The 13874-nt window shown below is 70.0% G+C and carries 12 protein-coding genes; 7 read left to right on the top strand and 5 right to left on the bottom strand.

Features of this window, described 5'->3' with window-relative positions; all coding sequences use genetic code 11:
• Nucleotides 1–27: 27 nt before the first annotated feature.
• From ACIRG6_RS00060 to ACIRG6_RS00035, 6 genes are all read left to right on the top strand, one after another.
• Nucleotides 28–1239, top strand: coding sequence for a phosphoglycerate kinase (locus tag ACIRG6_RS00060; protein ID WP_239771243.1), 1212 nt, complete (start codon nt 28–30; stop codon nt 1237–1239).
• 5 nt (nt 1240–1244) lie between these two features.
• Nucleotides 1245–2021, top strand: coding sequence for a triose-phosphate isomerase (gene tpiA, locus ACIRG6_RS00055; protein WP_364683214.1), 777 nt, complete (start codon nt 1245–1247; stop codon nt 2019–2021).
• Nucleotides 2022–2134: 113 nt separating this feature from the next.
• On the top strand, nt 2135–2371 hold the full coding sequence (gene secG / locus ACIRG6_RS00050; RefSeq protein WP_318218086.1) for a preprotein translocase subunit SecG: 237 nt from the start codon (nt 2135–2137) through the stop codon (nt 2369–2371).
• A gap of 199 nt (nt 2372–2570) precedes the next feature.
• The gene (locus tag ACIRG6_RS00045) at nt 2571–2906 is read left to right on the top strand and encodes an RNA polymerase-binding protein RbpA (protein WP_003976875.1); all 336 of its coding nucleotides are present in this window, start codon (nt 2571–2573) and stop codon (nt 2904–2906) included.
• Between the two features lie 148 nt (nt 2907–3054).
• On the top strand, nt 3055–4707 hold the full coding sequence (gene pgi / locus ACIRG6_RS00040) for a glucose-6-phosphate isomerase (protein WP_403320033.1): 1653 nt from the start codon (nt 3055–3057) through the stop codon (nt 4705–4707).
• A gap of 90 nt (nt 4708–4797) precedes the next feature.
• Complete coding sequence (locus ACIRG6_RS00035; protein ID WP_364683210.1) at nt 4798–5730, top strand: hypothetical protein; 933 nt, start codon at nt 4798–4800, stop codon at nt 5728–5730.
• A 70-nt stretch (nt 5731–5800) separates the two neighbouring features.
• On the opposite strand, the gene pgl is transcribed toward ACIRG6_RS00035, so the two are convergent.
• The 5 genes from pgl to tkt are packed head-to-tail and all read right to left on the bottom strand — an operon-like array spanning nt 5801 to nt 12404.
• A complete protein-coding gene (gene pgl, locus ACIRG6_RS00030; protein ID WP_318218083.1) occupies nt 5801–6586 on the bottom strand; it encodes a 6-phosphogluconolactonase in 786 nt (261 codons plus the stop codon).
• Nucleotides 6583–7638 carry a glucose-6-phosphate dehydrogenase assembly protein OpcA gene (gene opcA / locus ACIRG6_RS00025; protein ID WP_318218082.1) on the bottom strand — a complete coding sequence of 352 codons (1056 nt, stop codon included), beginning with the start codon at nt 7636–7638 and terminating at the stop codon, nt 6583–6585. Before opcA ends, pgl begins: the two co-directional genes overlap by 4 nt.
• Nucleotides 7635–9158, bottom strand: a complete 1524-nt coding sequence (gene zwf / locus ACIRG6_RS00020) for a glucose-6-phosphate dehydrogenase (protein ID WP_189228392.1) — start codon at nt 9156–9158, stop codon at nt 7635–7637. The genes opcA and zwf overlap by 4 nt, the downstream gene beginning before the upstream one ends.
• Nucleotides 9159–9161: 3 nt before the next feature.
• Nucleotides 9162–10280, bottom strand: a complete 1119-nt coding sequence (gene tal / locus ACIRG6_RS00015; protein WP_350721666.1) for a transaldolase — start codon at nt 10278–10280, stop codon at nt 9162–9164.
• 36 nt (nt 10281–10316) lie between these two features.
• Entirely contained in the window at nt 10317–12404 is a 2088-nt protein-coding gene (gene tkt, locus ACIRG6_RS00010) for a transketolase (RefSeq protein ID WP_364817857.1), read from the bottom strand.
• Nucleotides 12405–12776: 372 nt separating this feature from the next.
• Here tkt and ACIRG6_RS00005 point away from each other — a divergent pair, with 372 nt between their 5' ends.
• On the top strand, nt 12777–13730 hold the full coding sequence (locus ACIRG6_RS00005; protein ID WP_364683204.1) for a heme o synthase: 954 nt from the start codon (nt 12777–12779) through the stop codon (nt 13728–13730).
• The last annotated feature ends 144 nt before the right edge of the window (nt 13731–13874 follow it).

Genomic DNA, 13874 nt, shown 5'->3' with positions numbered 1-13874 from the left:
GAGCACGAGAACCCAGGAGCCCTCTGCATGAAGACGATCGACGAACTGCTCTCCGAAGGCGTCGCGGGCAAGCGCGTCTTCGTCCGCGCCGACCTCAACGTGCCGCTGGACGGCACCACCATCACCGACGACGGCCGTATCCGCGCCGTGCTGCCCACCGTCAAGGCCCTGGCACAGGCGGGCGCGCGCGTCATCGTCGCCTCGCACCTCGGCCGGCCCAAGGGCGCCCCGGACCCGGTCTTCTCCCTCGCCCCGGCCGCCGCCCGTCTCGGTGAACTGCTCGGCGCCGACGTCGCCTTCGCCGAGGACACGGTCGGCGAGTCCGCCGAGTCCACGGTGGCCGGCCTCGCCGACGGCCAGGTGGCCGTCATCGAGAACCTGCGCTTCAACGCCGGCGAGACCAGCAAGGACGACGCCGAGCGCGCCGCCTTCGCCGACCGGCTGGCCGGCCTCGCGGACGTCTACGTCGGCGACGGCTTCGGCGCCGTGCACCGCAAGCACGCCTCGGTCTTCGACCTGCCCAAGCGGCTGCCGCACTACGCCGGCTACCTCATCGCCACCGAGGTCGGCGTCCTGAAGAAGCTCACCGACGACGTCCAGCGCCCCTACGTGGTCGCGCTCGGCGGCGCCAAGGTCTCCGACAAGCTCGCCGTCATCGACCAGCTGCTCGGCAAGGCCGACCGGCTCCTCATCGGCGGCGGCATGGCGTACACCTTCCTCAAGGCCCAGGGCCACGAGGTCGGCATCTCGCTCCTCCAGGAGGACCAGATCCCGGCCGTCAAGGAGTACATCGAGCGCGCGGAGAAGAACGGCGTCGAGCTGGTCCTCCCCGTCGACGTACTGGTCTCGCGGGAGTTCCCGGACCTGAAGACCAAGGCCCCGGCCAACCCCACCACCGTCGCCGCGGACGCCATCCCGGCCGACCAGGAGGGTCTGGACATCGGTCCCGAGACCCGCAAGCTCTACGCCTCGAAGCTCGCCGACGCGGCCACCGTCTTCTGGAACGGCCCCATGGGCGTCTTCGAGCACCCCGACTACGCCGAGGGCACCAAGGCGGTCGCCCAGGCCCTCGTCGACGCCCCGGGCTTCACCGTGGTCGGCGGCGGCGACTCCGCCGCGGCCGTGCGTACGCTCGGCTTCGACGAGAAGGCATTCGGCCACATCTCTACCGGCGGCGGCGCCTCCCTCGAATACCTCGAGGGCAAGACGCTCCCCGGCCTCGCCGCACTGGAGGACTGACCTCAATGACCACCCGCACGCCGCTGATGGCGGGCAACTGGAAGATGAACCTCAACCACCTCGAGGCCATCGCCCACGTCCAGAAGCTCGCCTTCGCCCTCGCGGACAAGGACTACGACGCCGTCGAGGTCGCCGTCCTGCCGCCCTTCACCGACCTGCGCTCCGTGCAGACACTGGTCGACGGCGACAAGCTCAAGATCAAGTACGGTGCCCAGGACATCTCGGCCCATGACTCCGGCGCCTACACCGGCGAGATCTCGGGCTCGATGCTGGCCAAGCTGAAGTGCACCTACGTGGCGATCGGCCACTCCGAGCGCCGCCAGTACCACCACGAGACCGACGAGATCGTCAACGCCAAGGTCAAGGCTGCGTACAAGCACGACCTCACCCCGATCCTGTGTGTCGGCGAGGAGCTGGACGTCCGCGAGGCGGGCAACCACGTCTCCCACACCCTCGCCCAGGTCGAGGGCGGTCTGAAGGACCTCCCGGCCGAGCAGGCCGAGACGATCGTGATCGCCTACGAGCCCGTGTGGGCCATCGGCACCGGCAAGGTCTGCGGCGCCGGGGACGCCCAGGAGGTCTGCGCGGCCATCCGCGGCAAGGTCGCCGAGCTGTACTCGCAGGAGCTGGCCGACAAGGTCCGCATCCAGTACGGCGGCTCGGTCAAGTCCGGGAACGTCGCCGAGATCATGGCCCAGGCCGACATCGACGGTGCCCTGGTCGGCGGCGCCTCGCTCGACTCCGACGAGTTCGTCAAGATCGTGCGCTTCCGCGACCAGTAGGCCGGCCGGTGAGTAGGCGGTAGCGACGATACGTCGTACCCTTGCGGGGGCATGGTGGCCTGTGGCCACCGTGTCCCCGTCGTCCGTCAGAATCCGAGGAAGTTGGTCCAGCCGTGGTTTTGGGGTTCTCGATCGCCCTGATCGTCTTCAGCCTGCTGCTGATGCTGCTGGTGCTGATGCACAAGGGAAAGGGCGGCGGCCTCTCCGACATGTTCGGTGGCGGCATGCAGTCGTCCGTCGGCGGCTCCTCGGTCGCCGAGCGCAACCTCGACCGGATCACCGTGGTGGTCGGTCTGCTGTGGTTCGCGTGCATCATGGTGCTCGGCCTGCTGATGAAGGCGAACAGCTGACCCGGCACGCACTGCGTACGTATGGCCCCATGTCCGGTACGCGCCCCGTGGCGCGGCCTATCATGGGGCTTGCGTCTGAGTGCCGGAGCTTGTAACTCCAACCACTGGACGCGCGTTGGGCCTTACGTAGACTGAGGCGCTCGCAGCGAAGCGAAACGCCGACTCGCTTTGCGGCACCATCACGCAGGGAGTTACGACCGTGGCAAGTGGCAACGCGATCCGGGGAAGCCGGGTCGGGGCGGGGCCGATGGGCGAGGCCGAGCGCGGCGAGTCCGCGCCGCGTCTGCGCATCTCCTTCTGGTGCTCCAACGGACACGAGACGCAGCCGAGCTTCGCGAGCGACGCACAGGTCCCCGAGACCTGGGACTGCCCGCGCTGCGGCTTCCCCGCCGGACAGGACCGGGACAACCCGCCGGACCCCCCGCGCACCGAGCCCTACAAGACGCACCTGGCCTACGTGCGCGAACGCCGCAGCGACGCGGACGGCGAGGCGATCCTCGCCGAGGCGCTCGCCAAGCTGCGGGGCGAGATCTAGCCCGGCGGTTCGCCGACGGCCGCCCTCCGCCTCTTCGGCCTTCCGTCTCCTCGGGTCTTCTTCTCCTTCGGCCTTCCTCACCGCTGATCAATTAGGTTGGGAACAGCCGGGACAGCCGGGAGACCAAGGAAGAAGGCTGAAGTCCGACATGAACGCAGACGGCCGTACCAGGATCAACCGGACGCCGGAATGGACCGCGCTGGCGGCGCACCGCGAGGAGCTCGGCGAGGTGCGGCTGCGCGACCTGTTCGACGCCGATCCCGGACGCGGCACCGGATACGTCCTGCGGGTCGGTGACCTGTACGTCGACTACTCCAAGCACCTGGTCACCGGCGACACCCTGCGGCTGCTGCGCGAACTGGCCGCCGCCGCCGACGTGTTCGGGCTGCGCGACGCCATGTTCCGCGGCGAGAAGATCAACACGACCGAGGACCGGGCCGTGCTGCACACCGCGCTGCGCGCCCCGCGGGACACGGTGATCGAGGTCGACGGCGAGAACGTCGTGCCCGCCGTGCACGCCGTACTCGACAAGATGGCGGCCTTCGCCGAGCGCATCCGTTCCGGCGAGTGGAAGGGCCACACCGGCAAGCGCATCCGCAACGTCGTCAACGTCGGCATCGGCGGCTCCGACCTCGGCCCCGCCATGGCCTACGAGGCGCTGCGCGCCTTCACCGACCGTGAGCTGACGGTGCGTTTCGTCTCCAACGTCGACGGCTCCGACCTGCACGAGGCCACCCGGGACCTGGACCCGGCCGAGACGCTGTTCATCATCGCCTCCAAGACGTTCACCACCATCGAGACGGTCACCAACGCCACCTCGGCCCGGAGCTGGCTGCTGGACGCGCTCGGCGACAAGGAAGCCGTCGCCCGGCACTTCGTCGCCCTGTCGACGAACGCCGGGAAGGTCGCCGAGTTCGGCATCGACACGGCCAACATGTTCGAGTTCTGGGACTGGGTAGGCGGACGCTACTCGTACGACTCGGCGATCGGCCTGTCCCTGATGATCGCCATCGGCCCGGACCGCTTCCGCGAGATGCTCGACGGCTTCCACCTCGTCGACGAGCACTTTCGCACCGCGCCCGCCGAGTCCAACGTCCCGCTGCTGATGGGCCTGTTGGGCATCTGGTACGGCAACTTCCACGACACGCAGTCGCACGCGGTGCTGCCGTACTCGCACTACCTGTCGAAGTTCACCGCCTACCTCCAGCAGCTCGACATGGAGTCCAACGGCAAGTCGACGGACCGCGAGGGCCGTCCGGTGGAGTGGCAGACCGGGCCTGTGGTGTGGGGCACGCCCGGCACCAACGGACAGCACGCCTATTACCAGCTGATCCACCAGGGCACCGAGCTGATCCCGGCGGACTTCATCGGCTTCGCCCGGCCCGTGGACGAGCTGAGCGACGAGCTCAAGGACCAGCACGACCTGCTGATGGCCAACTTCTTCGCCCAGACCCAGGCCCTGGCCTTCGGCAAGACGCCGGACGAGGTGCGGGGCGAGGGCGTACCGGAGGAACTGGTCCCGCACAGGACGTTCCGCGGCCACCACCCGACGACGACGATCCTCGCCCGCGAGCTGACCCCGTCGGTGCTCGGCCAGCTCGTCGCCCTCTACGAGCACAAGGTGTTCGTGCAGGGCGCGGTGTGGAACATCGACTCCTTCGACCAGTGGGGCGTCGAACTCGGCAAGGTCCTCGCCAAGCGCCTCGCCCCCGCCCTCACCGACGGCGCCGAGGTCCCCGGCCTGGACGCCTCCACGAAGGCGCTGGTCGGCGCCTACCGGGAGCTGCGCGGCCGGCAGTGAGACCGCGGCACGGAAAGGCGGGCGGCGGACCCCGCCCGCTTGCCGTAGAATCCCCCGGCGATCATCACAGCGAGTGCTCGGGGGAGCAAGGTGGCACGTACGCACGGAAGTTGGACAGGCGGCAGACTGACGGCCCGGTCCCTCCTCAATCCCAAGCAGGCGGCGACCGCGGTGTTCCACCCCGCGTGGATCCCGCCGTCGGTCGATCCGTCGATCGAGCAGCTCAAACGGTTCCGGGTCATCGCGGGCGCGGTCGCCTCGCTCGGCGTCTACACCATCTTCGAGGGCGGCTTCGACGCCACCCAGCTCCTGGAGAACGCGCTGACGGCCTCCCTCGTCCTGCTGTTCATCACCCCGATGGCGGTCGGCGCGATGCTCTTCGTCTGGCGGCGCACCGGCACCGTGGGGCAGTTGCGGGGGCCGCTGTTCAACGCGCTCAAACTGCTGCTGCTGTTCGTCGGCTGCGTCGCCGCGCTCGTCGTGCTCGTCACCACGATCAACGCCACGGGCAGCCCCGTGGTGATCATCGTCGGTGGCATGACGATGCTGTGGATGCTGGGCTTCGTGGTCTGGGGGGCCGTCAGGGTCTCCGGGAACTTCTTCGGAACCGCCGCCGTCCACCGCTGCCTCCCGGCACTGCTGGCCACCGTGACGAGCTGGCTGATGGCCGTCCCGGACCTCGTCACCGGCGACCTGCACGGGCTCAGCCTCACCCTGGGCGTCGTCTTCATCCTGGGCGCGCCCGTGACGGTCACCGCGATCGCGCTGCTGGAGATGGGCCGGCTCAAGCGGCGCTACGGGATCCGGCTGAAGGCCCACCCGGCGACCCTCCCGCCGATCCCCGGGCACATCCCGCCGACCGGGCTGCCGCACGTGCCGCCGCAGGGCAATCCCTTCGGGCACCCGTATCCGCCGGCGGGCGCCGGCCACCCCTACGCCCCCGGACCGGGGAACCCGTACGCGCCGCCGCAGCCGCCGTACGCACCGCGCAACCCCTACTCCCCGGGCCCGAACGGATCCTGACGCCGCGTCCGCACCGAGAACGCCGGGCCCCCTGGACAGGGGACCCGGCGTTCTCGGTGTGCGGGGGCGGTTACGCCGAGGCCGGCGGGTACATCGTCCGCGGCAGCTGGGAGGCCGCCGCCGCGTCCAGCAGCCACAGGGTGCGGGCGCGGCCCCGCGCCCCGGCCGCCGGGGCCTGGATCTCGCCGGCGCCCGACAGGGCCATCGCCACGGCGTTCGCCTTGTCCTCGCCCGCCGCGAGCAGCCACACCTCACGGGCCGTGCGGATCGCGGGCAGGGTCAGGGAGACACGGGTGGGCGGCGGCTTCGGGGAGCCGTGGACGCCGATCACCATGCGCTCCGTCTCCCGCACGCCCGGGTGCTCCGGGAACAGTGAGGCCACGTGCGTGTCCGGGCCGACGCCGAGCAGCAGGACGTCGAAGGACGGGACCGTCGCGTGGTTCTCCGGCACGGCGGCCTTCGCCAGCTCCTCCGCGTACGCCGCCGCGGCGGCCTCCACGTCGGTGCCGTGCGGGCCGTCCGAGGCGGGCATCGCGTGCACCCGCTCCGGGTCCAGCGGCACCGCGTCCAGCAGGGCCTCGCGGGCCTGCGTGACGTTGCGCTCCGGGTCGCCCTCCGGCAGGAAGCGCTCGTCGCCCCACCACAGGTCGAGGCGGGACCAGTCGACCGCGTCCCGGGCCGGGGACGCCGCCAGCGCGGCCAGCAGGCCGTTGCCGTTGCGGCCGCCGGTCAGGACCACGGACGCCGAGCCCCGGGAGGACTGCGCGTCCACGATCTTGGTGATCAGCCGGGCCGCCGCGGCCTCGGCCATCAGCTCCTTGTCCCGGTGCACGACCAGCTGGGGAGTGTCACTCACTTCGCCGCCGCCTTCCGCACCGGTGCCTTCTTCCGCGCCGCGTCCTTCGCGGGTGCTTTCGCAGCCGTTTCGACGGGCGCGGGGACCGCGACGGGTCCTTCGCCGGCTTCTCCCGCGGGACGGGCCGACGCGTTCAGCCGGTCCACCCCGAAGCGCAGCGCCGAGGCGTACGTGTCGTCCGGGTCGAGGCGCCGCAGCTCCTCCGCGATCAGTTCGGCGGTCTCGCGGCGCTTGAGCGCCACCGCACGCGCGGGCTGCCCCTGGATGGACAGGGTCGCCAGCGAGCCGTCGGCCCGGTCCAGGACTACCGGGCCGCAGTCCGTGTCCATGCGGACCGCGGTCAGGCCCGGACCGCTGGACGTGGTGCGCTGCACCGGCACGTCCAGCCGGTCCGCGAGCCACATCGCCAGCAGCTCGCAGCTCGGGTTGTGCTCCTCGCCCTCCACCTCGACGCCCTGCACCCGGCAGTCGACCTGGTCCAGGGCCGCCGCGAGCATCGACCGCCAGGGGGTGATGCGGGTCCAGGACAGGTCCGTGTCGCCCGGTGTGTAGGCGTCGGCGCGGGCCGCCAGCTCCCGTACCGGCTCCTCGCAGGCGTAGGTGTCGGTGACCCGGCGCTGGGCCAGCGCGCCCAGCGGGTCGCCGGCCGGGTCCAGCGGCGCGTTCACCGGCCACCACACCACGACCGGCGCGTCCGGCAGCAGCAGCGGCAGGACGACCGACTGGGCGTGGTCGACGACGTCGCCGTACAGCCGCAGCACCACCGTCTCGCCGGTGCCGGCGTCGGCTCCGAGGCGGACCTCGGCGTCCAGCCGGGACTGCGTGCGGTCCCGGGGCGAACGCGAGACGCGCTTGATGACGACGAGCGTGCGCGAGGGGTGCTCGTGCGCGGCGTCGCTCGCGGCCTTCAGCGCGTCGTAGGCGTTCTCCTCGTCGGTGACGATGACCAGCGTGAGCACCATGCCGACGGCCGGCGTGCCGATCGCCCGGCGGCCCAGCACCAACGCCTTGTTGATCTTGCTGGACGTGGTGTCCGTGAGGTCTGTCTTCATGGCCGGCGCCAGCTCCGTCCGTCTCGCTCGAGCATCTCGTCCGCCTCGACGGGTCCCCACGTACCGGAGGGGTATTGCGCGGGCGTGCCGTGCTTGTCCCAGTACTCCTCGATCGGGTCGAGGATCTTCCAGGACAGCTCGACCTCCTCGGTGCGCGGGAAGAGGTTCGCGTCACCGAGCAGCACGTCCAGGATCAGCCGCTCGTACGCCTCCGGGCTCGACTCCGTGAAGGACTCGCCGTACGCGAAGTCCATGGACACGTCCCGGATCTCCATCGACGTGCCCGGCACCTTGGAGCCGAAGCGGACGGTGACGCCCTCGTCGGGCTGGACGCGGATGACGATCGCGTTCTGGCCCAGCTCCTCGGTGGCCGTCGTGTCGAAGGGGGAGTGCGGTGCCCGCTGGAAGACCACCGCGATCTCGGTGACCCGGCGGCCCAGACGCTTGCCGGTGCGCAGGTAGAAGGGGACGCCCGCCCAGCGGCGGTTGTCGATGCCCACCTTGATCGCGGCGTAGGTGTCGGTCTTCGACTTGGGGTCGATGCCCTCTTCCTGCAGATAGCCGACGGCCTTCGCGCCGCCCTGCCACCCGGCCGCGTACTGGCCGCGCACGGTGTCCCGGCCCAGGTCCTTGGGGAGGCGGACCGCCCCGAGCACCTTGGTCTTCTCCGCCGCCAGCGCGTCCGCGTCGAAGGAGGCGGGCTCCTCCATCGCGGTCAGGGCGAGCAGCTGGAGCAGGTGGTTCTGGATGACGTCGCGGGCGGCGCCGATGCCGTCGTAGTAACCGGCCCGGCCGCCGATGCCGATGTCCTCGGCCATGGTGATCTGCACGTGGTCCACGTAGGACCGGTTCCAGATCGGCTCGAACATCGTGTTGGCGAAGCGCAGCGCCAGGATGTTCTGGACGGTCTCCTTGCCCAGGTAGTGGTCGATGCGGAAGACCTGGTCGGAGCCGAAGACCTCGTGGACGATCGCGTTGAGCTCCTCGGCCGACTTCAGGTCGTGGCCGAACGGCTTCTCGATCACCGCGCGGCGCCAGGAGCCGCCCGTCTGGTCGGCGAGGCCGTGCTTCTTCAGCTGCTGGATGACCACCGGGAAGGACTTCGGCGGTACCGACAGGTAGAAGGCGAAGTTGCCGCCCGTCCCCTGTGCCTTGTCCAGTTCCTCGATGGTGCCGCGCAGCCGCTCGAACGCCTCGTCGTCGTCGAAGGTGCCCTGGACGAAGCGCATCCCCTGGATGAGCTGCTGCCAGACCTCCTCGCGGAACGGCGTACGGGAGTGTTCCTTGACGGCGTCGTGCACGACCTGGGCGAAGTCCTCGTGCTCCCAGTCGCGGCGGGCGAAACCGATGAGCGAGAAGCCCGGCGGCAGCAGACCCCGGTTGGCGAGGTCGTACACGGCGGGCATGAGTTTCTTGCGGGACAGATCGCCGGTGACGCCGAAAATGACCAGACCCGACGGCCCCGCGATACGCGGGAGCCGTCGGTCTGCGGGGTCACGCAGCGGGTTGCTGCTTGACAATTTTTAGCCCTCCGAGGGAGCGAGGCGCTTGAGCTCTGCCTCCGTCGACTTCAGCAGGTCGTTCCAGGCGTCCTCGAACTTGTCGACGCCCTCCTTCTCCAGGAGCTGGACCACCTCGTCGTAGGAGATCCCGAGCTTCTCGACGGCGTCGAGGTCGGCGCGGGCCTGCTCGTAGGTGCCGGCGACGGTGTTGCCGGTGATCTCGCCGTGGTCCTCGGTGGCGAACAGCGTCGCCTCCGGCATGGTGTTCACCGTGTTGGGCGCGACCAGCTCGGTGACGTACATGGTGTCGCTGTACGCCTTGTCCTTCACGCCGGTCGACGCCCACAGCGGACGCTGCTTGTTGGCGCCGGCCTTCTCCAGGGCGTTCCAGCGGTCGGAGGAGAAGACCTCCTCGTACGCCTGGTAGGCGAGGCGGGCGTTGGCGACGGCGGCCTTGCCGCGCAGCGCCTTGGCCTCGTCGGTGCCGAGGGCGTCGATCCGCTTGTCGATCTCGGTGTCCACGCGGGACACGAAGAAGGACGCCACGGAGTGGATCTGCGACAGGTCCAGGCCGCGCTCCTTGGCCTTCTCCAGGCCGGTCAGGAAGGCGTCCATGACCTTGCGGTAGCGCTCCAGCGAGAAGATCAGCGTGACGTTGACGCTGATGCCCAGGCCGATGGTCTCGGCGATCGCCGGGATGCCGGCCTCGGTCGCCGGGATCTTGATCAGCGTGTTGGGCCGGTCCACCAGCCAGGCGAGCTGCTTGGCCTCGGCGACCGTCGCCCGGGTGTTGTGCGCGAGGCGCGGGTCGACCTCGATGGAGACCCGGCCGTCCTTGCCGCCGGTGTTGTCGAAGACCGGACGCAGGATGTCGGCGGCGTCGCGGACGTCCGCCGTGGTGATCATCCGGATCGCCTCTTCGACGGTGACCTCCCGGGCGGCGAGGTCGGTGAGCTGCGTGTCGTAGCCGTCGCCCTGCGAGATCGCCTTCTGGAAGATCGACGGGTTGGTGGTGACGCCCACGACGTGCTGCTGGTCGATCAGCTCGGCGAGGTTGCCGGACGTGATCCGCTTGCGCGACAGGTCGTCCAGCCAGATCGCGACGCCTTCATCGGAGAGGCGCTTGAGTGCGTCTGTCATGGAAAATGCATCTCCTACGTGTCGTATGTACGAGCGTCAGCGCTGGGCTGCGGCGAGCGATTCCCGGGCCGCTGCGGCCACGTTCTCGGCGGTGAAGCCGAACTCCTGGAACAGCAGCTTGCCGTCGGCCGAAGCACCGAAGTGCTCCAGGGAGACGATCCGGCCGGCGTCCCCGACGTACTTGTGCCAGGTGAGACCGATCCCGGCCTCGACCGCGACACGCGCCTTCACGGACGGGGGCAGGACGCTGTCCCGGTACCCCTGGTCCTGCTGCTCGAACCACTCGACGGACGGCATCGACACCACGCGGGTCGGCACGCCGTCGGCCTGGAGCGCCTCACGGGCCTCGACCGCCACGTGCACCTCGGAACCGGTGGCGATCAGCACGACCTGGGCGTCGCCGCCCTCGGCCTCGAACAGGACGTAGCCGCCCTTGGCCGCGTCGTCGTTGGCCTCGTACGTCGGCACGCCCTGGCGGGTGAGCGCCAGACCGTGCGGCTGGCCCTTGCCGAACTCCTTCGTCCAGCGGCGCAGAATCTCGCGCCAGGCGATGGCGGTCTCGTTGGCGTCGGCCGGGCGCACCACGTTCAGACCGGGGATGGCGCGCAGCGAGGCCAGGTGCTCGACCGGCTGGTGGGTCGGGCCGTCCTCGCCCAGGCCGATGGAGTCGTGCGTCCACACGTAGGTCACCGGCAGGTGCATCAGCGCGGACAGGCGCACGGCGTTGCGCATGTAGTCGGAGAACACCAGGAAGGTGCCGCCGTAGATGCGGGTGTTGCCGTGCAGCGCGATGCCGTTCATCTCCGCGGCCATCGCGTGCTCGCGGATGCCGAAGTGGATGGTGCGGCCGTACGGGTCCGCCTCGGGCAGCGGGTTGCCCGCCGGGAGGAAGGACGACGTCTTGTCGATCGTGGTGTTGTTCGAGCCGGCCAGGTCGGCGGAGCCGCCCCACAGCTCGGGGATCACCGCGCCGAGAGCCTGGAGGACCTTGCCGGACGCGGCACGCGTGGCCACACCCTTGCCCGTCTCGAAGACCGGGATCTTCTCCTCCCAGCCCTTGGGGAGCTCACCCTTGGCGACGCGGTCGTACTCGGCGGCGCGGTCCGGGTGGTTGTCCCGCCACTGCTGGTACGACTTCTCCCACACGGCGCGGGCCGCCCGGCCCTTCTCCAGCGCCTTGCGGGTGTGGCCGATGACCTCGTCGGAGACCTCGAAGGTCTTCTCCGGGTCGAAGCCCAGGACGCGCTTGGTGGCCGCGACCTCCTCGTCGCCGAGCGCCGAGCCGTGCGCGGCCTCGGTGTTCTGCGCGTTCGGGGCGGGCCAGGCGATGATCGAGCGCATCGCGATGAAGGACGGCCGGTCGGTGACCTGCTTCGCCGCCTCGATCGCCTCGTAGAGCGCGTTCGGGTCCAGGTCGCCGTCCGCCTTGGGCTCCACGCGCTGCACGTGCCAGCCGTAGGCCTCGTAGCGCTTGGCCGTGTCCTCGGAGACGGCGGTCTCGGTGTCGCCCTCGATCGAGATGTGGTTGTCGTCCCACAGCAGGATCAGGTTGCCGAGCTTCTGGTGGCCCGCGAGGGAGGAGGCCTCGGCGGAGATGCCCTCCTGGAGGCAGCCGTCACCGGCGATGCAGTAGATGAAGTGGTCGAACGGGGACTCGCCCTCAGGAGCCTCCGGGTCGAACAGGCCGCGCTCGTAGCGGGCGGCCATCGCCATGCCCACCGCGTTGGCGACACCCTGGCCCAGCGGGCCGGTCGTCGTCTCCACGCCCGTGGTGTGGCCGTACTCGGGGTGACCCGGGGTCTTGGAGCCCCAGGTGCGGAAGGACTTCAGGTCGTCCAGCTCCAGGCCGAAGCCGGCCAGGTACAGCTGGGTGTAGAGGGTCAGGGACGAGTGTCCGGCGGACAGCACGAAGCGGTCGCGTCCGACCCAGTTCGCGTCGGCCGGGTCGTGCCGCATCACCTTCTGGAAGAGGGTGTAGGCGGCGGGCGCCAGGCTCATCGCCGTACCCGGATGGCCGTTGCCAACCTTCTGTACGGCGTCGGCGGCCAGGACGCGGGCGGTGTCCACGGCCCGCTGGTCCAGTTCGGTCCACTCGAGGTCTGTGGTGGTCGGCTTGGTGCTCACCCTGAGTCAGGGCTCCTCTCCACATGTCGGATGCCGGTGCACGTGGCGCCCACCGGCTGCCGGCGCATTCGTGCGTCGGCCGGCCGCTGTCGAGCCTACCCCCGTAAGTACGTGCGTTTTTCCGCTGGAAACCAGACTGCCGGGACTCTCGTGGATCCGCCTGTCGACTGGGCGAAACCGCATTCGGCAAGTGAATACGCGGCCGCTCATCTGACTGCTCAATCGACTCTCCGTATGCACGTCGGAGCGCCCCCCTCAACACGAACGCACCCCCGCGAATGCCGGGGTCTGGGCAACGTCTAAAGTGGCGTGGTACGCGCGAGCCTTTACCGCCACTTCACGGGGCAGGCTCGCTGGGAGTCTCTGTCAGGGGTGTGCGTGACGGCCGTTGAATCCCGTCCTGCGGGGGTAATCGGGACGAGCCAGAGCCCGAGTCACCGGCCGTTCGGGGCCCGTGTCAAGGCGTTCGTGGCGCTGACCAAGCCGCGGATCATCGAGCTTCTGCTGATCACCACCGTTCCGGTGATGTTCCTGGCGGAGCAGGGCGTGCCCGATCTGTGGCTGGTGCTGCTCACCTGCGTCGGCGGCTACCTGTCCGCGGGCGGCGCCAACGCGCTGAACATGTACATCGACCGCGACATCGACGCGCTGATGGACCGCACCTCGCAGCGCCCGCTGGTCACCGGCATGGTCAGCCCGCGCGAGTGCCTCGCCTTCGGCATCACCCTGGCGGTCGTCTCGACGCTGCTGTTCGGTCTCACCGTCAACTGGCTGTCGGCGTGGCTGTCGCTGGGCGCACTTCTGTTCTACGTCGTCGTCTACACGATGATCCTCAAGCGCCGCACTTCGCAGAACATCGTCTGGGGCGGGATCGCCGGCTGTCTGCCGGTGCTGATCGGCTGGTCCGCCGTCACCAACTCGATGTCCTGGGCGCCGGTCATCCTCTTCGGGGTGATGTTCTTCTGGACGCCGCCTCACTACTGGCCGCTGTCCATGAAGGTCAAGGAGGACTACGCGCGCGTGGGCGTGCCGATGCTCCCCGTCGTCGCCTCCAACAAGGTCGTCGCCCGGCAGATCGTGATCTACAGCTGGGTGATGGTCGCGGTGTCGCTGCTGCTGACGCCGCTGGGCTACACCGGCTGGTTCTACACCGCGGTCGCCGTGGCGGCCGGCGGCATGTGGCTGTGGGAGGCCCACGGGCTGCAGAACCGCGCCAAGGCCGAGGTCACGGGCGGCAAGCTCAAGGAGATGCGGCTGTTCCACTGGTCCATCACCTATGTGTCGGTGCTGTTCCTGGCCATCGCGGTGGACCCCTTCCTGCGCTGAGCCGACGGCCGTCCGACGGGCGGGGGGGGGGGGGGAGGCCCCCCCCCCCCCCCCGCCGCCCGCCCGGCCCCCCCCCGGCGGAACAAGGGGGATAGGACCAACCCCCCCAGGGGTGGGGTAGCCCAGCGGCCCGGGGGCCCCGCG

This window comes from Streptomyces flaveolus, assembly GCF_044765825.1.
In the GTDB taxonomy this organism is placed as follows: domain Bacteria; phylum Actinomycetota; class Actinomycetes; order Streptomycetales; family Streptomycetaceae; genus Streptomyces; species Streptomyces flaveolus.
Note: the sequence above shows the minus strand (reverse complement) of the source record. Positions and strands in the feature narration are given on the sequence as shown.

Bases quoted from the DNA above. Each gene is read 5' to 3' on its own strand.
- ACIRG6_RS00060 (WP_239771243.1), top strand. From the start codon at position 28: ATGAAGACGATCGACGAACTGCTCTCCGAAGGCGTCGCGGGCAAGCGC.
- tpiA (WP_364683214.1), top strand. From the start codon at position 1,245: ATGACCACCCGCACGCCGCTGATGGCGGGCAACTGGAAGATGAACCTC.
- pgi (WP_403320033.1), top strand. From the start codon at position 3,055: ATGAACGCAGACGGCCGTACCAGGATCAACCGGACGCCGGAATGGACC.
- opcA (WP_318218082.1), bottom strand. From the start codon at position 7,638: ATGAAGACAGACCTCACGGACACCACGTCCAGCAAGATCAACAAGGCG.
- tal (WP_350721666.1), bottom strand. From the start codon at position 10,280: ATGACAGACGCACTCAAGCGCCTCTCCGATGAAGGCGTCGCGATCTGG.